Genomic DNA, 19,791 nt, shown 5'->3' with positions numbered 1-19,791 from the left:
CTAAAGGAGGGGTTCCACGGGAGGGGGGTAGCCCAGGTGGCGGTAGGCCCGTTCCGTGGCCACCCTTCCCCGGGGGGTGCGCTTCAGGAGGCCCTGCTGGATGAGGTACGGTTCATGGACTTCTTCCAGGGTGCCTGGATCCTCGGAGATGGCGGTGGCCAGGGTTTGCAGACCCACCGGGCCGCCGCCGAAGCGAAGGATCAGGGTTTCCAGGATCTCCCGGTCCCGCTTCTCCAGGCCCAGCTCGTCCAGTCCCAAGGCATTTAAGGCTTCCAAGGCCCGTTCCCGGGTGATGGTTTCCTCCCCCGCCACCTGGGCGAAGTCCCGCACCCGTCGGAAAAGCCGTTTGGCCACCCGCATGGTCCCCCGGCTCCTTTTGGCGATCTCCAGAGCGGCTTCCTCAGTGATGGCGATCCCCAAGAGCCTCGCATCCCGCCTAACCCCCTCGGAAAGCTCCTCCAAGGAGTAGTACTCTAGGTGCTCCACGATGCCGAACCGGCTCCTCAAGGGGGCGGTGATGAGGCCCGGGCGGGTGGTGGCCCCGATCAAGGTGAAGCGGGGAAGCTCCAGGCGGATGGTGCGGGCCGCAGGCCCCTGGCCGATGACGATGTCCATCTTGAAGTCCTCCATGGCCGGGTAAAGGTGTTCCTCCGCCTGTCGGCTCAAGCGGTGGATCTCGTCGATGAAGAGGATGTCCCCTTCCTCCAGGGAGTTGGCCAGGATGGCGGCCAGATCCCCGGGCTTCTCAATGGCGGGCCCCGAGGTGACGCGCAGGTTTACCCCCAGCTCGTGGGCGATCACGTGGGCCAGGGTGGTCTTGCCGAGGCCAGGGGGCCCGAAGAGGAGAAGGTGCTCCAGGGGTTCGCCCCGGGCCTTGGCGGCCTCGAGGTAGACCCTTAGTTTCTTCTTCAACCTCTCCTGGCCGATGTACTCGTCCAGGGTCTTGGGCCTTAGGGCGAGGTCCGGGTGCACGTCCACGCCCTTTCATGATAGCCTCTTCCCGTGCGCCGGACGGTAAAAGACTTTCGCCATGCGAAGGGCCAAAGGCTCGTCTACCTCACCGCCTACGACTACCCCACGGCCCGCCTAGCGGCAAGCGCGGGGGTGGACGCCATCCTGGTGGGGGATTCCCTGGGCATGGTGGTGCTGGGCTACCCCTCCACGGTTCCCGTCACCCTGGAGGAGATGCTCCACCACACCAAGGCGGCCCGGCGGGGCGCCCCGGATACCTTTTTGGTGGCGGACCTACCCTATCTTTCCTACGCCACCTTGGACCGGGCGCTGGCTTCCGCGGAAAGGCTTATGAAAGAAGGTGGGGCGGATGCGGTGAAGCTGGAGGGCGGGGAGGAGGTGGCGGAGATCGTCCTGGGGCTCACCCGGGCGGGGGTGCCGGTCCTGGGCCACGTGGGCCTTACCCCCCAGACGGCAAGCCAGCTTGGGGGCTACAAGCTTCAGGGGAAGCGTCCTGAGGAGGCCGAGCGCATCCTCAAAGGGGCCTTGGCCCTGGAGGAGGCGGGGGCCTATGGGGTGGTGCTGGAGATGGTGCCCACGGGCCTGGCCAAGGAGGTCACGGAGAGGCTATCCGTCCACACCATCGGCATTGGGGCCGGGCCTTATACGGACGCCCAGGTCCTGGTCTTTCACGACGTGGTGGGGCTTTATGGGGAGTTCAAGCCCCGGTTCGTGAAGCGGTACCTGGAGGGGGGAAGGCTTTTCCAAGAGGCCCTATCCCGATTTGTCCAGGAGGTGCGGGAGGGGGTTTTCCCCGACGAGGAGCATAGCTTCTGATACCGCCCCGGCAATGGCAGGGTGAGGGTCCTACCCGGCCTTAGGGGGCTACCCCCGGGCTTGACGGGTTTGTTGAAAATGGATTAGCGTTCTTGTGTGTTGGCCCTCGAGGTCCACCACCTGTCCGTGCGCTTCGGGGAGTTCCAGGCCCTGGAGGGTGTCAGCCTGAAGGTGCCAGAGGGGGCCTTCGTGGCCATCGTGGGCCCCAACGGGGCGGGGAAGAGCACCCTTTTAAAGGCCATCCTGGGCCTGGTGCCTTTCCGGGGTGAGGTTCGGGTCCTGGGGCGCCCCCTGGCGGAAACCGATCCCCTGTGGTTCGGCTACGTGCCCCAGATCAAGACCTTTGACCGCTCCTTCCCTGCCCTTTCCCTGGAGCTGGTGGCCACGGGGCTAAGGCGGCGCTGGCCCTTTCGCCTTTCCCCAGGGGATAAGGAGGAGGCCCTGGCGGCCTTGAGGCGGGTGGGAGCCCAGGATTTGGCCTTCCGCCCCCTAGGCCGGCTTTCCGGGGGGCAGCTCCAGCGGGTCTATCTGGCCCGGGCCCTGATCCGTAAGCCTAAAATCCTCCTTCTGGACGAGCCTGCCACCGGGGTGGACCGGGTGGGGGAGGTGGACCTGTACCGGTACCTGGAGGCCTACCAGGAGGAGTCAGGGGCCACGGTGCTCATGATCACCCACGACTGGGAGGCGGCCCACCACGCCAGCCACGTCCTGGTGATGAACCGGAGGGTGGTGGGCTTCGGTCCCCCGGAAAGGGCCCTCAGCGAGGAGTGCCTGCGCCAGGCCTTCGGCCACCTGGGCCATGCCCACGGGCTATACCTGGGGGGTGGGCATGCTTGAGGCCTTAGGCTACCCCTTTTTCCAGCGGGCCCTCTTGGCAGGGCTTCTGGTAAGCCTTCTTTCCGGATTCCTTTCCCCCTTCGTGGTGCAACGCAGGCTTTCCTTCCTGGGGGATGGGCTGGCCCATGCCGCCTTCGCCGGGGTGGCCTTGGGGCTTTTCCTAAGGGGGGAGCCCCTTTGGTTTGCCCTGCCCTTCACCTTCTTGGTGGCCATGGCCATCACCTTCGTGAAGGAGAAGACCGAGCTTTCCGAGGACACCGCCATCGGGGTTTTCTTCGCCCTCTCCGTGGCCCTGGGGGCCGTCTTCCTCTCCCAGGCCCGGGGGTACGTGGGGGACGCCATGGGCTACCTCTTTGGCTCCCTTTTGGCCGTGGGGCCGGCGGACTTTTGGGCCATGGCCCTCCTCCTGCTTTTGGCCCTTCTCCTCCTGCCCCTTTGGGGGCCCCTGGCCTACGCCACCTTTGACCGGGAGCTGGCCCTTTCCGACCGGGTACCGGTGGTCTTCCACGACTACCTCCTCTCCGGCTTCCTGGCCGTGAGCCTGGTGCTGGCGGTGAAGGTGGTGGGGATCATTCTGGTGGCGGCCTTTCTGGTGATCCCCGGGGCGGCGGCCAGGCTCCTAAGCCCCACCTTTGCCCGGCTTACCCTCGTCTCCCTGGCGCTTTCGGCCCTGTCCACGGTGGTGGGGCTCTATCTTTCCTTCCTCCTGGACTGGCCCAGCGGGGCCAGCATCGTGCTGTTGCAGGCGGCCTTGTTCGGCCTGGCTTTTGTGAAAACCGTATTTTCCGGAAGGAAATAAGGCCTTTGCGGTATACTGGGGACATGTGGGTGTCCACGAAGGCCCAGTACGGCCTCAGGGCCCTGGTGGAGATCGGCCTCAGGGCTCCCGAGGCGGTGCCCCTCAAGGAGGTGGCCGAGGCCCAGGGCATCAGCCAGCACTACCTGGAGCAGATCGCCGCCCAGCTCAGGCGCTCGGGGTTCATCCGCTCCGTGCGGGGGGCCAAGGGGGGGTACCGCCTGGCCCGTCCGCCCGAAAAGGTGACGGCCCTGGAGGTGGTGGAGTCCTTGGAGGGAAGCCTGGCGCCCGTGTCCTGCATTGAGGACCCCGAAGCCTGCGCCAAGGTGGGGCAGTGCTCCACGGAACTCCTTTGGAAGCGGGTGGACCTGGCCATGCGCCAGGTCTTAGGGGGAACCACCCTGAAAGACCTCATTGAGGAGCGGAAGCTCATTGAGGCCAAGCGCCTCATCCAGCTCCAGCCCACGGGTTAGGCCCCAGGTGGCTTCGGCCTAGCCCTGGTGGCCGCCCTAAGGGGGGCGTGCCGTGGGCGTGGGGCTGGGCTAGGAGGAGGACACCTTGCGGATCTATCTGGATTACGCGGCCACCACGCCCCTGGACCTCGAGGTCCAGGAGGCCATGCGCCGGGTGGAGGGGATTTTTGGTAACCCTGGCAGCATCCACCGCTTTGGCCAGGAGGCCCGGCGGGTGCTGGAAGGGGCCCGGGAGCGGATTGCCGGCCTCCTGGGGGTGCGCCCCCGGGAGGTGGTCTTTACCGGTTCGGGTTCTGAGGCGGATGCCCTGGCCCTCCTGGGGGTGGCCCTGGCCAAGGGGAAGGGGCATGTGGTGAGCACGGAGGTGGAGCACTCCGCGGTTTTGGGGGCTTTGCGGCTTCTTGAGCGCCTGGGCTTTTCCGTGACCCGGCTCAAGCCCGATCGCTTTGGTTTGGTCCACCCCGAGCAGGTGGAGGAGGCCCTCAGGCCCGACACCATCTTGGTGAGCGTCATGGCCGCCAACAACGAGCTTGGCACCCTCTACCCCATCCGGGAGATGGCCAGGATCGCCCACGCCCACGGGGTCCTCTTCCACACCGATGCCGTGCAGGCCGTGGGACAGGTGCCCTTCCGGGTGGACGAGGTGGGAGCGGACCTGGTCTCCTTGAGCGCCCACAAGTTCTATGGCCCTAAGGGGATCGGGGCCTTGGTGGTGCGGCAAGGGGTGGATCTGGTTCCCTTGGTGCCGGGCAAGCAGGAGGGGGGAAGGCGGGGGGGGACGCAAAGCCCCCTTTTGGCCCAGGGGATGGCGGTGGCCCTGGAGAAGGCCCTAAGGCTTTTGCCCGAGGAGTCCGCCCGGCTTCTGGCCTTGCGGAGGCGCCTCGAGGCGGGCCTGCTTTCCCTGGAAGGGGTGGAGCTCAACGGCCACCCCGACCGCCGCCTTCCCAAGCTGGTTAACGTGACGGTGAAGGGAGCGGATGGGGAGGCCCTGCTTCTCGCCATGGACCTCCTCGGGGTGGCGGTCTCCTCGGGCTCGGCGTGTTCTGCGGGGAGCCTCGAGCCCTCCCATGTCCTCCTGGCCATTGGCCGCTCGCCCAAGGAGGCCCGGGCCTCCTTGCGCTTCTCCCTGGGCCGCTACACCACCGAGGCCGAGGTGGACCGGGCGGTGGAGGCTTTCCGGGAAGCGGTGGCCCGGGCGCGGGCCTAAGGCTGCCTTTTGGCAAACTCCTCGCGAAGCTCCCGCCTGAGGATCTTCCCCACGCTGGTCTTGGGCAGGCTATCCCGGAACTGGATGATGCGGGGGACCTTGTAGGCGGCGAGGTTTTCCCGGCAGAAGGCCTCGATGTCTTTCTCCGTGACCTTGCCCTTATACTCCTCCTTGAGGACGAGGAAGGCGGCCACGGTTTCCCCGCGGTAGGGGTCGGGTACGCCCACCACGGCGGCTTCCTGGACGGCTTCGTGCTGGTAGAGGACCTCTTCCACCTCGCGGGGGTAGATGTTGTAGCCGCCGGCGATGATCATGTCCTTTTTGCGGTCCACGATGTAGAAGTAGCCGTCTTCGTCCATTCGGGCCATGTCGCCGGTGAAGAGCCAGCCGTCCTTGAGGGACTTTTGGGTTTCCTCGGGGCGGTTCCAGTAGCCTTTCATGACGTTGGGGCCTTTGACGATGAGCTCCCCCACCTCCCCCAGGGGGACCTCCTGGCCCTCCTCGTCCACCACCTTGGCGTTCACGCTGGGGAAGGGCATGCCGATGGAGCCCTTTTTGATCTCCCCCAGGACGGGATTGGAGTGGGTCACGGGGCTGGCTTCGGATAGGCCATACCCCTCTATGAGCCGGGCCCCGGTGATCTCCTCAAAGCGCTTGGCCACCTCCACGGGTAAGGGGGCAGCCCCGGAGAGGCAGATGCGGATGCTCTTCACGTTTCTTTTCTCAATCCCCGGGAAGTTGTTGAAGGCCACGTACAGGGTGGGTACCCCAGGGAAATGGGTAACCCCGTGCTTCTCAATGGCCTCCACGATGGCGTGGATCTCTGGCCTTGGGAGGAGGACGATCTTGTACCCGGAGTAGATGCCGTAGTTCATGGCCACGGTCATGCCGTAGACGTGGAAGAAGGGCAGGGCCCCCAGCATTACCCCTTTGCCATGAAGGTCCTTAGAGGTGGGGTCCCAGGCGTCAATCTGCAGCACGTTGGCCACAAGGTTCTTATGGGTGAGCATGGCCCCCTTGGAGATCCCGGTGGTCCCTCCTGTGTACTGCAAAAGGGCCAGATCCTCCGGATCCGGGGTATGAGGAGGGGCGGGGGCGTATTTGAGGAGGTCCAGGAAGGCGTGGAAGCCTTGGCGCTTGGGGTAGCCTAGGGGAAGCTTGTCCTTCTTGGCCTTTAGGGGGTAGAGGAGGTTTTTGGGGAAGGGGAGGAAGTCCCTGATGCCCGTGACCACGGTGCGCTTCACCGGGGTTTCCCCCTCCACCTCCAGGAAGCGGGGCAGGAGATGGTCTAGGATGATGAGGGTTTCCGCACCCGAGTCCTTTAGCTGGTGCCTCAGCTCCCTGGGGGTATAGAGGGGGTTTACGTTGACGCCCACGCCCCCGGCCAAAAGGGTGCCAAAGAAGGCGATGACGAACTGGGGGGAGTTGGGGAGCATGATGGCCACCCGGTCGCCGGGCTTAACCCCCAATGCCTTCAGCCCTGCGGCAAAACGTCGGGACTTATCCCATAGCTCGGCGTAGGTAAGGGTTTTGCCCAGGAAATCCAGGGCCACATGTTGGGGGTAGCGATGGGCGCTTTCTTCCAGGAAGCGCCAAAGGGGTATGGGCGGCACCTCCACCTCGGGGGGTACACCGGGGTCATAGTGGGCAAGCCAAGGTTTGGGGCTGGTTTGGTCCATACCTTACCTCCTTCACCCCGAGCTTACCAAGAACCTTATACCGCGTTCAAGACAGTGGTGGGGTGTAGCATGAGTAAGGAGGTTTTCCTATGCGCTTCCGCGACCGCAGGCATGCCGGCACGCTTCTTTCGGAGGCCCTAAGGCCCTTGGGTCTGGAACGTCCTGTGGTGCTGGGCATCCCTCGAGGTGGGGTGGTGGTGGCCGACGAGGTGGCCAAGGATCTGGGAGGGGAGCTGGATGTGGTCTTGGTGCGCAAGATCGGGGCTCCGGGAAACCCCGAGTTCGCCCTGGGGGCGGTGGGGGAGAAAGGGGGTATGGTTCTTAAGCCCTACGCCCTCCACTACGCCGACCAGAGCTACCTGGAGCGGGAGGCGGCCCGGCAGAAGGACGTGATCCGCAAGCGAGCCGAGCGCTACCGCAAGGTGCGCCCCAAGGTACCCCTTGCGGGCCGGGATGTGGTGCTGGTGGACGATGGCATCGCCACGGGTTCCACCATGGAGGCGGCCTTGGCGGTGGTCCTCTCGGAGAAGCCCCGGCGGGTGGTGGTGGCGGTGCCCGTGGCCAGCCCCGATGCGGTGGAAAGGTTGAAGGATCAAGCCGAGGTGGTGGCCCTCTCCACCCCGCCGGACTTCGCCGCCGTGGGGGCCTACTACATGGATTTTGGCGAGGTCACCGATGAGGAAGTGGAGGCGCTTTTGCTACAATGGGCCCCATGAGGCCTGTGGTCAAACAGGGGGCTAGCGTGGAGGCCCGCCCCGTGGAACGGGGGGAGAAGGCCTTTATCCAGGTGCTCATCGGCCCTGAGGATGGGGCCCCCCACTTCATCACCCGTAAGTTCACCATTCTGCCGGGGGGCCGCATTCCCAAGCACAAACACCCCAGCATTGAGCACGAGCAGTACGTGCTTTCTGGGCGGATGAAGGTGCTTTTGGGGGACGAGGTGAGGGAGGTGGGGGCCGGGCAGGCGGTCTACATCCCCCCGGATACGCCCCACGCCTATGTGAACGAGGGGGATGAGCCGGTGGAGTTCCTCTGCGTCATCCCCAAAACCAACGCCTACGCCACCGAGTGGCTGGAGGACTAGGGTTTGTGGGGTCTGGCCCCAGCGGGGTCCTCTAGGCCCGGACCTCCTGGCGCTGGAAGCTCACGTAGGCCAGGGTGAAAAGGAGGATGACCAGGGACACGAGGCCGGTGAGCTGGGGCCAGACCAAAAGGAGGCTTTGGGAGAGGGGAAGTGGGGTACCTAGCACCGCGCCCTCCAGCTGGGTGATGAGGATGGGGCCGAGGGAGCGCACCGCCGGGTTCAAGACCGCGGTGAGGGTTTCCGCATAGAGGGTGTTGGGGGAAAGCCGGGAGATCCAAAGGGCCAGGTTGGCCTGCTTCAGCTGGCTTTCCGGGTCAAAGGGGTCAGCTTGCAGGAGAAGGGCACCCGCTGCCAGGTCCGTGAGGATGGGGAAGAAGACGGCGAAGAAGAGCCAGACGCCAATGGCCGCTAAGGCAGCGGTGGCCGGCTGGCGGAACAGCACGGAGAAGAGAAGGCCTAGGGACAGCCAGAAGCCCGCATAGGCCAAGGTGGCCAGGAGGAAGAACAAGGCTCGCCCCATCTCCTCGCCGCCAGGGGGCACTCCTAGGGTGAAGAGGCCCAGGCCCACCACCAGGAGGAACAGGGCGAGAAGGAGCACGGCCAAGGTGCCAAGCCCAGCCAAAAACTTGCCGAAAAGAAGGGCATCCCGGTAGATGGGCTGGGAGAGGATGCGGGAAAGCGTCCCCCTGGCGTACTCCCCGTTCACCGCATCAAAGGCCAGGGCGATGGCGGCCAGGGGCACGAAGAAGGAGAGGAAACCCACGAAGGAGGGCAAGGGATCCTGGGCGGTGGTGAGGAGCTTGAGGTAGAGGTAGGGGTCCTCCCCCACGGTTTGGCGTAGGGCCCTTGTGCCGGTGTAAAGGGCGGCCAGGGCGGAGAGAAGGATCAGCCCTTCCAGAATGCGCATGCGGATCCCCGTGAGGTGGTCGGCCATCTCCTTGAAGAAAACCGCCCAGAGCCCGGTCCAGGGGGAGCCTTCACGCCGCATGGGCCACCTCCTTGAAGTAGTGGGCGTAAACCTCGTCCAGGCTGGGACGGCGAAGGGCCAGGCCCAAAAGCTGGCCCCGTTCCACGGCCATCTTGGCCAGTTCCGGCCGGAGGTCGCGGCTGGCCAGGATCCTGTACCGCCCCCCTTCCGCCGCCACCCGGACCACCCCGGCGAGACCTTGGAAGGCCTCCTCGAGGCCCAAGCTGGCCTCCACCAGGATCTCGTATCCGCCTCTCAAGACCCTTTGCGCCAGCTCCTCCACCGTGCCCACAAGGGCCAGGCGGCCCTTGTGGAAAAGCCCCACCCGGTCGCAGACCTCCTGCACCTGGTGCAGGAGGTGGCTGGAGAGGAGAATGGTGATCCCCTCGGCCTTTAGGCCCTTGATGAGCTCCAAAAACTCCCGGGCCGCCTCGGGGTCCAGGCCCAGGGTGGGCTCGTCCAGGATGGCCACCTTAGGGCGTTTGAGGAGCACCTCGGCGAGGCCAAGCCGCTGCCGCATTCCCCGGCTAAACGCGGAAACCCGCCGCTCCCGCACCTCCCATAGGCCCATGCGCCTTAGGACCTCCTCAATGCGGGCCTGGGCTTCCCTTTCAGGCAGGCCAAGGAGCCTGGTGGTGTAGCGCAGGTTCTCCCAGGCGGTGAGCTCCCCGTAAAACCCCACCTGGTCGGGGAGGTAGCCCACCTGGCCCTTCACCTTTAAGGGCTCCCGCATGGGGTCCAGGCCCAGGACCCGAGCCTCGCCCTTGGTGGGCTCGGTGAGGCCGAGGAGCATGAGGATGGTGGTGGTCTTCCCCGAGCCGTTGGGGCCCAGGAGGCCAAAGACCTCCCCCTCCTTCACCTCCAGGTTCAGGTCCTCCACGGCCACCACCCGGCCGTAGCGCTTGGTGAGGCCATGGGTTTGGATGACCACCATGCTACCTCCGGCCGAATCGGTTCACGGCAAAGGCCAGGACCAGAAGGGCTATGGCCATGATGCCCACCCCCACCAGGCCCCAGAGGCTGGAGCGCACCACCGTGGCCCGGTAGTCCAGGCTTTCGGAAAGGCCCTCGGCCCCAGAAAGCCTTAGGGTGACCATGTAGTCCCCGGTCACCGCCTTGGGGGAGGGCTTGATGCGGGCGGTCACCTCCTGCTCCTGGCCGGGCTCTAGGGCGTCCAGCTTGTCGGGCTCAAACTTCACCTCCCAGCCCGAAGGCTCAAAGGCGCTGAAGGAAAGGTCCTTGGCGGGGGCGCTTCCCTCGTTTTTCACCAGAAGCTTCACCGTATTTTCCCGCCCCGCCACCACCTGGCCGGAAAGCCGCCCCTCCTTGGTGTTGAAGCGCACCTGGGGTCGGCCCGTGACCTCCAGGGTCAGCCCCAGCTCCGCCTTGGCCTCCCCAGCCACGGCCCTTAGGGTGAGGCCATAGGTGTCGGCCTTGGTGTCCTTGGGCAGGGACACCTCCACGTCCAGGTCCTTGCTCTCCCCCGCCTTGATGGGGAGGCTGGTCACCTGCTGGCCAGAGAAGGCGGGGGTGAAGGTCACCTGCCAACCCTTGGGGGCCTCGTACTCTAGGGAAACCAGGAGGTCGCGGTCGGATTCGTTTTTGAGGGTCACCCGGTAGCGGAAGGAGCTGGTGGGGGGGCCTTTCAGGATGGGGAGCTCCGCCTCGAGGCTAAGCCGCTGCGGCAGGCCCTCGCCCACCACAAGGCCGATGGGAAGGCTGGCCACCTGGCCTAGGCCCTCGGCCCGCACCAGGAAACGGTAGGTGCCGGGCTTCACCTCCTTGGGGGGCTGGAGGCGAAGGGTAAGGGTGGCCTCGCCGTCGGGGGCCAGGTAAACCGCCCGCACCAGGCGGCCCCCGCCGATGAGGCTGGCCTGCCAGCCTTGCGGGGCCTCGGCCACCTGGACCCGGACCACCCCGGGGGGAAGGCCATGGTTCTTGAGGGAGAGGGTGAGGTTCACGCTCTCCCCGGGTTGCACCCCGATTTCCGGGTAGGAAGTACCCAAGGATAGGCCGCGGAAGCCTTGCGCCAAAGCCACACTTAGCGCCAGCAAACCCAGCGTCAGGAGTTTGCGCAGCATATAAGCCTCCCTTACCAAGGCTAGGCGGGAAGGATGAGCCCAATATGAAACCCCCGGGAGGGCCCGGAGGAGGGAAGGGAGGGGCTTAGCTAACCCGGGCTTCCAGGTACTCCCGTTCCCCCAGGACGATCTTCCGGGCCAGTTCGGGGTCCTTGGGGAACTCCTTGCCCCGGTTGATCATGTAGGTTTCGTAGCGGCCGATCTCAAAGACCGCGGTGAGCTTCCTCAGCACCTGGGCCATGTCAAAGGCCTTGCAGGAGAAGATGTCGATGGAAAGGAAGCGCTTCTTGGGGAAGGTGTGGATGGCGATGTGGCTTTCGGCGATGATCACCACCCCGGTCACCCCGTCCTCCCCTTGGGGCCCGTAGCTGTAGACGAAGGGGGGAAGGACCTTGGTCATCTCCATCTCCTCGGGGAGCTCGTCCAGGACACGGCGCACCAGCTCAGCGTCCCGGAGCTTTTCGGGATTGGCGTCGTAGCCGTCCACCATCAGATGCGGTCCGAATCCAAAGAGTTCCATCCTGACCACCTCCTTCCCGTGCCCCCCGGGGTATCCCCCCGCGGCACGCCCCCCATTATGCCCCCCCCTCTCCCCCCTGTCAATACTTCGTTCCTGGGCGGGAAAACCCCTTCGTTCCCCCCAGGGGGTTGGCCCCCGGCCCGGCTGGTGGGGGAAAGGGTAAAAGGCCCTTGCCCTAGCCAAGAAGATAGGGGGTGGGGGTATATGGCGGGTAAGATAAGCCCGGCCCCACACTCTCCTTAAGGAAAGTGGTATGATGGCGGCCGGTAAGGAGGTGCCATGTACAGGGGAAGAGAAGGGCAGTGGGCCTTTTACCTGCACCGGCTCTCAGGTCTGGGCATCCTGGTCTTCCTGATGCTTCACGTGGCCAACATTTCCAGCGCCATGTGGGGTCCGGAGGTGTCCAACGCCCTCATGAAGTTCTACCACCAGCCGGTTTTCCAGCTGGGGCTCCTTCTCCTCATCGCCGGGGTGCTTTACCACGGGTTCAATGGGCTCAGGATCATCCTCATGGACTTCACCCCCTGGGGGGTGCGCTACCAGCGCCAGCTTTGGTACGGGGTCTGGGTTCTTTTCGTGATCTTCTACCTCCCCTTCTTGGTGAAGATCGGGGGCGGGATTCTTGGGGGTAGCCATGGCGATTAAGTCCAAGCGGTACCAGGAGGCGAGGCTCGAGGCCAGCACCAACCTGGAACTCTACTGGTGGGTCTTCATGCGCATCTCCGGGGTGGTCCTGGTCTTCCTGCTCATCGGCCACATGTGGATGAACGCCATCCTCACCGACCTCAACAGCATTGACTACGACTACGTGGCCAAGAGACTTTCCCAGACCACCTGGAAGATCTACGACCTTTTGATCCTGGGACTGGGCCTTTTGCACGGGGCCAATGGGCTTCGCTATGTCCTGGACGACTGGATTCGCAACCCGTCCAGGCGGTTTTGGACCAAGGTGGTGCTCTATAGCCTCATCGCCTTTCTTTTCTTTCTGGGAAGCCTTTCCCTTTTCAACCATGATTTCGGGGTGAACTAGTATGGCGCACAGACACGAGGTCATCGTGGTGGGTGCAGGCGGGGCGGGCCTGGCTACGGCCCTTTATGCGGCCCGGGAAGGTGCCGACGTGGCGGTGGTCAGCAAGCTTTACCCCACCAGGAGCCACACGGGGGCAGCCCAAGGGGGGATAGGGGCGGCCTTGGGCAACGTGGAGGAGGACCACTGGGAATGGCACATGTTTGACACCATCAAGGGGGGGGACTACCTCACGGACCAGGATGCCGCCGAGGTCTTCGCCAAGGAGGTGATTGAGGCGGTTCTGGAGCTGGAGCACATGGGCCTTCCCTTTGACCGTCTGCCCAACGGCAAGATTGCCCAGCGCCGCTTCGGCGGCCACACCAAGGACTGGGGCAAGGCCCCGGTGCACCGGGCGGCCCACGCCGCCGACCGCACCGGGCACATGATCCTCCAGACCCTCTACCAGCAGTGCGTGAAGCATAACATCACCTTCTACAACGAGTTCCACGTCACGGACGTCATCCTCGAGGACGGGGTGGCCAAGGGGCTGGTGGCCTACGAGCTGGCCACGGGGGAGCTGCACCTCTTCCAGGCCAAGGCCATCGTCATCGCCTCTGGAGGGTTTGGCCGCATCTACAAGGTGACCTCCAACGCCTACACCCTCACCGGGGACCTGCAGGCCATCCTCTACCGCAAGGGGCTTCCCCTGGAGGACATGGAGTTCTACCAGTTCCACCCCACGGGGCTTTACCCCTTGGGTATCCTCCTCACCGAGGGGGCTAGGGGCGAAGGGGGCATCCTGAGGAACGCCCTGGGGGAGCGCTTCATGGAGCGCTATGCCCCCACCATCAAGGACCTGGCTCCCAGGGATATGGTCTCCCGGGCCATGTACCTGGAGGTGCGGGAGGGGCGGGGGGTGGGCCCCAAGAAGGACCACGTGCTTTTGGACCTCACCCACCTGCCTCCCGAGGTCATCGAGAAGAAGCTTCCCGACATCACCGAGTTCAGCCGCATCTACCTGGGGGTGGACCCCTTGAAGGAGCCGGTGCCGGTGATGCCCACCGCCCACTACGCCATGGGGGGGATTCCCACCACCCTTTGGGGCCAGGTGATCCGGGACGAGAACAACACGGTGGTGCCTGGGCTTTACGCCGCCGGGGAGGCGGCTTGCGTGAGCCTGCACGGGGCCAACCGCCTGGGGACCAACTCCTTGGGGGATCTGGTGGTCTTTGGCCGGCGGGCTGGGATCCATGCCGCCCGCTTCGCCAAGGACGCCGATTACCACGAGCTCAGCGAGGAGCACCTGGGGGCAAGCCGCGAGCGCATTGAGCGGATTAAGGCCTCCACGGGCAAGGAGAAGGTGGCCGTGCTCCGGGCCGAGCTCCAGCAGACCATGATGGACAACGCCTCGGTTTTCCGCACCGGGGAGCTACTGGCCAAGCAGGTGGAGATCCTCAAGGAGCTCATGGACCGCTACCGGCACATCTCCATTGACGACAAGGGGGATGCCTACAACACCGAGCTGGTGGAGGCTTTGGAACTGGGGTATCTCCTCGAGGTCTCCGAGGCCCTGGTGCACTCCGCCTTAAACCGCACCGAGTCCCGCGGGGCCCATGCCCGGGAGGACTACCCCGAGCGGGACGACCAAAACTGGCTCAAGCACACCCTGGCCTACAAGGTGGCCGACGGCAAGGTGGCCTTCCGCTACAAGCCCGTGGTCCTGGGCCGTTTTGAGCCCAAGGCCCGTACCTACTAGGAGGCGCCATGCAGGTGACCCTTAAGATCCTCCGCTTTGACCCCGCCAAGCACGAGAAGCCCACCTGGCAAACCTACCAGGTGGAGGCTGAGCCCTGGGATAGGGTTCTGGACCTTCTCCATAAGGTAAAGGCAGACCAAGACGGTACCCTGGCCTTCCGCAGGAGCTGTGGCCACGGGATCTGCGGCTCCGACGCCATGCTCATCAACGGCAGGAACCGCCTGGCCTGCAAAACCCTGGTGAAGGACCTGGGAAGCGTGATCACCGTGGAACCCATCCGGGGCCTGCCGGTGGAGAAGGACCTGGTGGTGGACATGGAGCCCTTCTTCGCCGCCTACCGGGCGGTGAAGCCCTACCTCATCAACGAGGAGCCTCCCCCGGCCCGGGAGCGGCTGCAAAGCCCCGAGGAGCGGGAGCGGTTTGACCACGGCACCAAGTGCATCCTCTGCGCCAGCTGCACCACCAGCTGCCCCGTCTTCTGGGTGAACGGCACCTATCTGGGCCCTGCGGCCATCGTCCAGGCCCACCGCTTCATCTTCGATTCCCGCGACCGGGGAAAGAGGGAGCGCTTCAAGGCCCTGGGCTCGGGAAGCGGGGTGTGGCGCTGCCGCACCGCCTACAACTGCACCGAGGCCTGCCCCCGGGAGATCCCCGTGACCGAGCTCATTGAGGAGGTCAAGCGGGCCATCCTCTTGGACCGCTTCTAAACGTAGCCCTTGGGGCCCCCACCCTGGCTTCGCTAGGGTGGGGTGGCTTCAGGGGGTAAGCCGGTGCCGGTCCCGGGGGAAGGCGCGGGCGTAGCGCACGTTGGGGAGGCCCAGAAGCTTTTGCGTAAGCCTCTCTGCGCCGATGGCGAAACCCCCGTGGGGGGGCATGCCGTACTTGAAGACCTCCAGGTAGCCCTGGAAGCCCTCCAGGTCCATGCCCTTGGCCTTTAGGCTTTCCACCAGGTCCCCGTGGCGGTGGATCCTCTGCCCCCCGGAGGTGATCTCCAGGCCCCGGAAGAGGAGGTCAAAGCTCCGGGTGGTGCCGTCGGGTTCAGGGTAGGTGTAAAAGGGGCGAAGGGCGCGGGGGTAGTGGGTGATGAAAAGCCAGTCCGAGCCCCAGCGCTCCTTGGCGTACTGGCCGAGAAGGCGCTCCGCCTCCTCGGATAGGTCCTGGCCCACGGGATAGCCCAGCTCTTCCCTCAGGATCCTTCGGGCCTCCGCGTGGGTGAGGCGGGGCACATCCTTGGGGAAGGAGGGCCACTCGGCGCCCATAAGCCGGATCTCGTTCCCAGCGCTGGAAAGGGCCTCTTCCAGCATCTCCTGGAGGAGGCCTTCCTCCAGGCGCATGAGGTCCTCCTCCCCCCCGATGAAGCCCATCTCCACGTCCAGGGAAAGGTACTCGTTCAGGTGGCGGCTGGTGTTGTGCTCCTCCATGCGCCAGACCGGGGCCACCTCGTAGACCCTCTCAAACACCCCCACCAGGATCTGCTTGTAGAGCTGGGGGGACTGGGCCAGGTAGGCCCGGTACTCAAAGTAGTCCACCCCGAAAAGCCCCGAGCCTCCCTCGGCCCCGGCCCGCACCACCTTGGGGGTGAAGATCTCCGTGAAGTCCTGCCGGTCCAGGTACCGCCTAAAGCCCCGTACCAAGGCGGCTTGCACCTTAAGGGGGGCCCGGGCCTTCTCCCCCCTTAGGGTGACGTAGCGGTATTCCAGAAGGGTGTCGGGGCTTGCCCGCCACTCCTCCTTGGGGATCTCCACCGGGGTGGGCTCCAGGGCGGGGGAGAGGACCTCCACTTCCTTGGCCTGCACCTCGAGGCCCCCCGGGGCCTTGGGGTTTTCCACCACCTGGCCCCTTACCCTTAGGCTGGACTCGGGCAAGGGAAGCCTTTGCCCCCCGGTTACCACCTGCACGATCCCGCTTCGGTCCCGTAGCAAAAGGAACTGCACCTTGCCCAGGTCCCGCCGCCAGTGGAGAAAGCCCAGCATCTCCACCTCTTCGCCCAGATGCTTCCTCAAGTCCCTTACCAGAACCCGCATGCTCCCTCCTCCTAAGGTTTGGCCCCCCCGGCCATGGGGGACCGGGGGGGCCGGATGGCCTTGCCCCCCGTCTAGGCGTCATTACCCTGGGGTAGACGCATATTGTCCCTGAGTTTAGGGGGTTTCTCCCCCCAGGTCAAGGCGCTCAAAGGCCAGGACCAGGTGGGGAAGGTCCTCAAGGGGCGCCACGGCGAAAAAGTTTTCCTCCACCTGGTACCGGGCCGCCCATTCCCCCTCCACCCCGGCCAGGTTTAGGGGCTTCGCCTCCTCCCTCAGGAAGCGGAGGCGCCTCAGGCGCACGTCCCCTTTCTCCGAGTAGAAGACCTGGTAGACCACGCCCCCTCGGCGCTTTTCCCCATAGAACCCCCCCTCTATGGGGCTTACCTCGTAGCCCAGGACCCTAAGGGCTTCCATCCAGCACCTCGAGGGCCGAGGGATCCTCCAGCACCATCTCGTAATACCCAGCGTAAAGGACGATGCGCCCCCTGGCCCGCACCTTCTTACCCATGTAGCTTTGGGGGAAGGGTTGTTGGAAGAGGCCATAGCTCCGGGGGAAGACCACCAGCCTCAGGTCGCTTTCCCCCGGGCCAAACCGGAGGAAGGCCACGGTGCCCCGGTCCTCCACCTGCTGGATCACCCCTTCCACGGTGGCGATGCGGCCAAAGTGCTTGGGGGCCTCCTGCCAGGGAATGATCCCTTCCAGGGGGGGTAGGGCAAAGGGGTTTTCGCTAAGGCCTGCCTGGAAGTCCCTTTCCATTACGGAAAGGAGCCTGGCGAAGGCCTCGGGGGCCTCCTGGCGGGTGAAGCGCACGGAAAGCTCCCGGTTGGCGTTCAGGGAGTTGGCGCTCAAGTTCAGGCTTCCCACCAGGGCCACCTCCCCGTCCACCATCAGGACCTTGGCGTGCACGTAGGGGTCGGGGAGGAAGCGGAGATCCGCCCCTGCCTGCCTTAGCTCTTCCGCTCCCGCCAGGAAGTAGGTGTCCCCGGGCTCCTTGGGGCTTCCCACCAGGCGGATGCGGACGCCTTTGGCCAGGGCCTCCTTAAGGGCGGCCACCACCTCGGGATCGGCCATGGCCTGATGCTCCAAGAGGATTTCCCTTTTGGCCCCTCGGATGAGGCCAAGGAGGGTTTCCCGGGCGTTGCCCTCCTTTACCCCGCCCAGGGTTCGGCTTGGCGCCCAGACGAGAAGGGCCTGGGAAAGGTCCAGCCGTTTGCCCTCCCAATCGGCTTCAAAAACCCTCACCACCTCGGCCACCTCCTTGGGGTCATCTAGGATGAGGGCGTACTCCCGGTTGGCGGTAAAGGAGCTTCCCGTGAGGTTCATGGTGCCCACCCAGGCCAGCTTCCGGTCCACCACCAGGCTCTTCTCGTGGACGAAAACGAAGCGGAAGGGGGTGGTGAGCCTGACCTCCACCCCCCGCTCCTTCAGGGCCTGGAAGACGGTGAGGTCCACGCGCCCCCCAGAGGGCTCCCGCTCCAAAAGGACCCTCACCTTTACCCCTCGGGCCACGGCCTCTCCCAAGGCATCCACCACGTCCAGGCGGCTTGGGGTCCAGAGGTACATCTTCACCAGGATCTCCTCCTGGGCCGAGGCGATGAGGTCCAGTAGCGGCTTGAGGCCATCCTCCGGCTCCACCACCAGCCTGGGAGCGGCCAGGGCGGACAGGAGGAAAAGGAAAAAGAGAAGAAGCCGTTTCATGTCTAGCATTCTGCCCCATGCCCCCGGAAAAGGTGGGGACGTTGGCTAGGGGCTTCCCACCCGGCCAGCAAAGCGGAAGCACCTTTCGGCGTTGGCGTCGGTAATGGCCTCCATCTCCCCAAAGGGGAGGCCCCGGACCTCGGCCAGCTTCTCCAAGGTATGGCGCACGCGGTGGGGAAGGTTGCGCTTGCCCCGGTGGGGCTCTGGGGGGAGGAAGGGGGTGTCGGTTTCCACCAGGAGGCGGTCTAAGGGAAGCCTTTGGGCAGCTTCCCGGAGAGGCGGGTTTTTCTTGTAGGTGAGGGGGCCGGCAAAGCTGAAGTAGGCCTCCACCCGAAGGCCGGCCGCCTCGAGGGCCGGATGCCCCCCGAAGGCGTGGAGGACCACCCCTTGGGGGCGATGGGCCAGAAGCCAAGCAGCCAGGTCCTCTTCCGCCTTCCCGTCCTTGCTCCGTACGTGGAGGACCAAGGGAAGCCCAAGCTCCTGGGCCAGGCTGGCCTGGAAGTCCAGGGCCTTAAGCTGGGCGGGTTTGGTCTCGGGGGTCCAGTGGTAGTCCAGGCCGCTTTCCCCTATAGCCCGCACCCGGGGGTGGCGGGCGTAGTGCCTGAGGGCTTCCTCCACCTCGGGGGAAAGCAGGTGGGCCGAGGTGGGGTGGAGGCCCACCGCGGCGTACACGTTGCCCTGGGCCAGGGCTAGGGTTCTCTCCCAGCGGCCTGGGTCCACCCCTAAGGTGAGGATGGCCCGAAGCTCCGGGAAGTGGGCTTTGGCCTCCTCCAGCTCGGCCTCTTCCAGGAAGTCAAGATGGGCGTGGGTGTCGGTCATGCCGTCACTGCCTTCCTGCCCGCACGGGCCAAAGGGTCATGCCCCAAATGTGACGACTCCCCGCTCTGAAGAGCGGGGCTTCGCGGTTCTCACGGGACGGCCCACGCCGTACCCGTCCCCGCAGGCTCCGTCCAAGCCTTAGCCAGGATATTTTGTGCCGCCGCCACGTCCCGGTGCAGGTGGGTACCACACCGAGAACAGGTGTACTCCCGCACCCACAGGGGTTTCCGCTCCCGATGGCCGCAAACGGGACAATCCTGGCTTGTGTACCTCGGGTCTACCCCGATCACCCGCCTACCAGCTTCCGCCGCTTTGTAGGCGAGGATCCGGAGAAACTGGGCCCAGCCCGCATCCATCACTCCCTTGGCAACATAGGAGCGGGCCAGGCCGAGGATGTTCAGGTCTTCGTGAACGATGGTGCCATAACGGTTCACCAGACCCCTGGCGAGTTTGTGGTGGAAGTCCCTGCGCTGGTTGGCAACCTTGCGGTGCAGTTTGGCAAGCCGCTCCCTGGCCTTCTCGTAGCGGTTGCTACCCCTCTTCTTTCGGGAAAGGCTACGTTGTGCAATGGCGAGTTTGGCCTGTGCCCTTTGGTGGTACCGGGGTGCTTCTATCATCTCGCCGTCCGAGGTGATGAGGAAGTGGGGGTTGGTGCCTAGGTCTATTCCTACGGATGCGGTGCTGGCAGGCAGGGGTGTAGGCTCAACCTCACAAACGAAGACGATGTACCACTCATCCCCTTCCCGCTTCACGGTAGCGGTCTTTATCCTGCCCTCAAGGGGTCGGTGCAGTTTGACCTTTACCGAGCCTATCCCGTGGATAACTACCCGTTTTCCGTCCTTCTGGAGCTTAACCCCCGTCTTCTCAGCTTGGGGGAAGGTGAAGGAGTCGTAGCGCCTTTCCCCCTTGAAGCGGGGGTATCCCGCCTTTCCTCCTTTTGCCTTGACCCTACGGAAGAAGCCCTGGAAGGCCTTGTCCACCCGTTCCAGGACGTTCTGGAGGACCTGGGAATGGATGCCCTTGTACTCCGGCAGCTCGGCCCGTATCTGGGG

General features: G+C 65.0%; 22 protein-coding genes. 11 read left to right on the top strand and 11 right to left on the bottom strand.

Annotated elements, in window-relative coordinates:
* Positions 1 to 972 (bottom strand): Holliday junction branch migration DNA helicase RuvB, encoded by a 972-nt coding sequence (ruvB, locus tag DK874_RS10900; protein ID WP_114314060.1) that lies wholly within the window; start codon positions 970 to 972, stop codon positions 1 to 3.
* A 30-nt stretch (positions 973 to 1,002) separates the two neighbouring features.
* Here ruvB and panB point away from each other — a divergent pair, with 30 nt between their 5' ends.
* The 5 genes from panB to DK874_RS10875 all read left to right on the top strand — a co-directional run bounded on the left by panB (position 1,003) and on the right by DK874_RS10875 (position 5,101).
* Positions 1,003 to 1,788, top strand: coding sequence for a 3-methyl-2-oxobutanoate hydroxymethyltransferase (panB, locus tag DK874_RS10895; protein WP_114314052.1), 786 nt, complete (start codon positions 1,003 to 1,005; stop codon positions 1,786 to 1,788).
* A gap of 96 nt (positions 1,789 to 1,884) precedes the next feature.
* On the top strand, positions 1,885 to 2,625 hold the full coding sequence (locus DK874_RS10890; RefSeq protein ID WP_114314051.1) for a metal ABC transporter ATP-binding protein: 741 nt from the start codon (positions 1,885 to 1,887) through the stop codon (positions 2,623 to 2,625).
* Positions 2,618 to 3,424: a metal ABC transporter permease gene (locus DK874_RS10885; RefSeq protein ID WP_114314059.1), complete on the top strand. Its 807-nt coding sequence runs from the start codon at positions 2,618 to 2,620 to the stop codon at positions 3,422 to 3,424. The genes DK874_RS10890 and DK874_RS10885 overlap by 8 nt, the downstream gene beginning before the upstream one ends.
* Positions 3,425 to 3,447: 23 nt before the next feature.
* The gene (locus DK874_RS10880) at positions 3,448 to 3,894 is read left to right on the top strand and encodes an RrF2 family transcriptional regulator (protein WP_114314050.1); all 447 of its coding nucleotides are present in this window, start codon (positions 3,448 to 3,450) and stop codon (positions 3,892 to 3,894) included.
* Positions 3,895 to 3,979: 85 nt separating this feature from the next.
* Positions 3,980 to 5,101 (top strand): cysteine desulfurase family protein, encoded by a 1,122-nt coding sequence (locus DK874_RS10875; protein WP_114314049.1) that lies wholly within the window; start codon positions 3,980 to 3,982, stop codon positions 5,099 to 5,101.
* On the opposite strand, the gene DK874_RS10870 is transcribed toward DK874_RS10875, so the two are convergent.
* Positions 5,098 to 6,780, bottom strand: coding sequence for a long-chain-fatty-acid--CoA ligase (locus DK874_RS10870; protein ID WP_114314048.1), 1,683 nt, complete (start codon positions 6,778 to 6,780; stop codon positions 5,098 to 5,100). The genes DK874_RS10875 and DK874_RS10870 overlap by 4 nt on opposite strands.
* 89 nt (positions 6,781 to 6,869) lie before the next feature.
* Between DK874_RS10870 and DK874_RS10865 the strand changes: the two genes are divergently transcribed.
* Complete coding sequence (locus DK874_RS10865; protein ID WP_114314047.1) at positions 6,870 to 7,496, top strand: phosphoribosyltransferase; 627 nt, start codon at positions 6,870 to 6,872, stop codon at positions 7,494 to 7,496.
* Positions 7,484 to 7,864 carry a cupin domain-containing protein gene (locus DK874_RS10860; RefSeq protein WP_114314046.1) on the top strand — a complete coding sequence of 127 codons (381 nt, stop codon included), beginning with the start codon at positions 7,484 to 7,486 and terminating at the stop codon, positions 7,862 to 7,864. Before DK874_RS10865 ends, DK874_RS10860 begins: the two co-directional genes overlap by 13 nt.
* A 31-nt stretch (positions 7,865 to 7,895) precedes the next feature.
* Here DK874_RS10860 and DK874_RS10855 read toward each other — a convergent pair whose 3' ends face one another.
* The 4 genes from DK874_RS10855 to speD all read right to left on the bottom strand — a co-directional run bounded on the left by DK874_RS10855 (position 7,896) and on the right by speD (position 11,432).
* Positions 7,896 to 8,852, bottom strand: coding sequence for an ABC transporter permease (locus DK874_RS10855; protein WP_114314045.1), 957 nt, complete (start codon positions 8,850 to 8,852; stop codon positions 7,896 to 7,898).
* Positions 8,842 to 9,765, bottom strand: coding sequence for an ABC transporter ATP-binding protein (locus DK874_RS10850; RefSeq protein ID WP_114314044.1), 924 nt, complete (start codon positions 9,763 to 9,765; stop codon positions 8,842 to 8,844). The genes DK874_RS10855 and DK874_RS10850 overlap by 11 nt, the downstream gene beginning before the upstream one ends.
* Before the next feature lies 1 nt (position 9,766).
* Positions 9,767 to 10,912, bottom strand: a complete 1,146-nt coding sequence (locus DK874_RS10845) for an NEW3 domain-containing protein (RefSeq protein WP_114314043.1) — start codon at positions 10,910 to 10,912, stop codon at positions 9,767 to 9,769.
* A gap of 85 nt (positions 10,913 to 10,997) precedes the next feature.
* The gene (speD, locus tag DK874_RS10840) at positions 10,998 to 11,432 is read right to left on the bottom strand and encodes an adenosylmethionine decarboxylase (protein WP_114314058.1); all 435 of its coding nucleotides are present in this window, start codon (positions 11,430 to 11,432) and stop codon (positions 10,998 to 11,000) included.
* A 279-nt stretch (positions 11,433 to 11,711) separates the two neighbouring features.
* On the opposite strand from speD, the gene sdhC reads away from it, so the two are divergent.
* The 4 genes from sdhC to DK874_RS10820 are packed head-to-tail and all read left to right on the top strand — an operon-like array spanning position 11,712 to position 14,904.
* Positions 11,712 to 12,077: a succinate dehydrogenase, cytochrome b556 subunit gene (sdhC, locus tag DK874_RS10835; RefSeq protein ID WP_114314042.1), complete on the top strand. Its 366-nt coding sequence runs from the start codon at positions 11,712 to 11,714 to the stop codon at positions 12,075 to 12,077.
* A complete protein-coding gene (locus DK874_RS10830; protein WP_114314041.1) occupies positions 12,067 to 12,462 on the top strand; it encodes a succinate dehydrogenase hydrophobic membrane anchor subunit in 396 nt (131 codons plus the stop codon). The genes sdhC and DK874_RS10830 overlap by 11 nt, the downstream gene beginning before the upstream one ends.
* 1 nt (position 12,463) lies before the next feature.
* Positions 12,464 to 14,197 (top strand): succinate dehydrogenase flavoprotein subunit, encoded by a 1,734-nt coding sequence (gene sdhA / locus DK874_RS10825; protein ID WP_114314040.1) that lies wholly within the window; start codon positions 12,464 to 12,466, stop codon positions 14,195 to 14,197.
* 8 nt (positions 14,198 to 14,205) lie between these two features.
* Complete coding sequence (locus DK874_RS10820; protein ID WP_114314039.1) at positions 14,206 to 14,904, top strand: succinate dehydrogenase iron-sulfur subunit; 699 nt, start codon at positions 14,206 to 14,208, stop codon at positions 14,902 to 14,904.
* Positions 14,905 to 14,952: 48 nt separating this feature from the next.
* On the opposite strand, the gene aspS is transcribed toward DK874_RS10820, so the two are convergent.
* The 5 genes from aspS to DK874_RS10795 all read right to left on the bottom strand — a co-directional run.
* Complete coding sequence (gene aspS / locus DK874_RS10815; RefSeq protein WP_114314038.1) at positions 14,953 to 16,221, bottom strand: aspartate--tRNA(Asn) ligase; 1,269 nt, start codon at positions 16,219 to 16,221, stop codon at positions 14,953 to 14,955.
* A gap of 114 nt (positions 16,222 to 16,335) precedes the next feature.
* On the bottom strand, positions 16,336 to 16,635 hold the full coding sequence (locus DK874_RS10810) for a hypothetical protein (RefSeq protein ID WP_114314037.1): 300 nt from the start codon (positions 16,633 to 16,635) through the stop codon (positions 16,336 to 16,338).
* A complete protein-coding gene (locus tag DK874_RS10805) occupies positions 16,622 to 17,920 on the bottom strand; it encodes a phospholipase D-like domain-containing protein (protein ID WP_162798788.1) in 1,299 nt (432 codons plus the stop codon). Before DK874_RS10805 ends, DK874_RS10810 begins: the two co-directional genes overlap by 14 nt.
* A gap of 45 nt (positions 17,921 to 17,965) precedes the next feature.
* Positions 17,966 to 18,739 (bottom strand): TatD family hydrolase, encoded by a 774-nt coding sequence (locus DK874_RS10800; protein ID WP_114314035.1) that lies wholly within the window; start codon positions 18,737 to 18,739, stop codon positions 17,966 to 17,968.
* An 89-nt stretch (positions 18,740 to 18,828) separates the two neighbouring features.
* A partial coding sequence (locus DK874_RS10795) for an RNA-guided endonuclease InsQ/TnpB family protein (RefSeq protein ID WP_162798787.1) occupies positions 18,829 to 19,791 on the bottom strand: 963 nt, incomplete at its 5' end.

The organism is Thermus caldifontis, from assembly GCF_003336745.1.
GTDB lineage: Bacteria > Deinococcota > Deinococci > Deinococcales > Thermaceae > Thermus > Thermus caldifontis.
Note: the sequence above shows the minus strand (reverse complement) of the source record. Positions and strands in the feature narration are given on the sequence as shown.

Bases quoted from the DNA above. Each gene is read 5' to 3' on its own strand.
- DK874_RS10885 (WP_114314059.1), top strand. From the start codon at position 2,618: ATGCTTGAGGCCTTAGGCTACCCCTTTTTCCAGCGGGCCCTCTTGGCA.
- DK874_RS10880 (WP_114314050.1), top strand. From the start codon at position 3,448: ATGTGGGTGTCCACGAAGGCCCAGTACGGCCTCAGGGCCCTGGTGGAG.
- DK874_RS10870 (WP_114314048.1), bottom strand. From the start codon at position 6,780: ATGGACCAAACCAGCCCCAAACCTTGGCTTGCCCACTATGACCCCGGT.
- DK874_RS10865 (WP_114314047.1), top strand. From the start codon at position 6,870: ATGCGCTTCCGCGACCGCAGGCATGCCGGCACGCTTCTTTCGGAGGCC.
- DK874_RS10860 (WP_114314046.1), top strand. From the start codon at position 7,484: ATGGGCCCCATGAGGCCTGTGGTCAAACAGGGGGCTAGCGTGGAGGCC.
- DK874_RS10855 (WP_114314045.1), bottom strand. From the start codon at position 8,852: ATGCGGCGTGAAGGCTCCCCCTGGACCGGGCTCTGGGCGGTTTTCTTC.
- DK874_RS10850 (WP_114314044.1), bottom strand. From the start codon at position 9,765: ATGGTGGTCATCCAAACCCATGGCCTCACCAAGCGCTACGGCCGGGTG.
- DK874_RS10845 (WP_114314043.1), bottom strand. From the start codon at position 10,912: ATGCTGCGCAAACTCCTGACGCTGGGTTTGCTGGCGCTAAGTGTGGCT.
- speD (WP_114314058.1), bottom strand. From the start codon at position 11,432: ATGGAACTCTTTGGATTCGGACCGCATCTGATGGTGGACGGCTACGAC.
- sdhC (WP_114314042.1), top strand. From the start codon at position 11,712: ATGTACAGGGGAAGAGAAGGGCAGTGGGCCTTTTACCTGCACCGGCTC.
- DK874_RS10830 (WP_114314041.1), top strand. From the start codon at position 12,067: ATGGCGATTAAGTCCAAGCGGTACCAGGAGGCGAGGCTCGAGGCCAGC.
- sdhA (WP_114314040.1), top strand. From the start codon at position 12,464: ATGGCGCACAGACACGAGGTCATCGTGGTGGGTGCAGGCGGGGCGGGC.
- DK874_RS10820 (WP_114314039.1), top strand. From the start codon at position 14,206: ATGCAGGTGACCCTTAAGATCCTCCGCTTTGACCCCGCCAAGCACGAG.
- aspS (WP_114314038.1), bottom strand. From the start codon at position 16,221: ATGCGGGTTCTGGTAAGGGACTTGAGGAAGCATCTGGGCGAAGAGGTG.
- DK874_RS10810 (WP_114314037.1), bottom strand. From the start codon at position 16,635: ATGGAAGCCCTTAGGGTCCTGGGCTACGAGGTAAGCCCCATAGAGGGG.
- DK874_RS10805 (WP_162798788.1), bottom strand. From the start codon at position 17,920: ATGAAACGGCTTCTTCTCTTTTTCCTTTTCCTCCTGTCCGCCCTGGCC.
- DK874_RS10800 (WP_114314035.1), bottom strand. From the start codon at position 18,739: ATGACCGACACCCACGCCCATCTTGACTTCCTGGAAGAGGCCGAGCTG.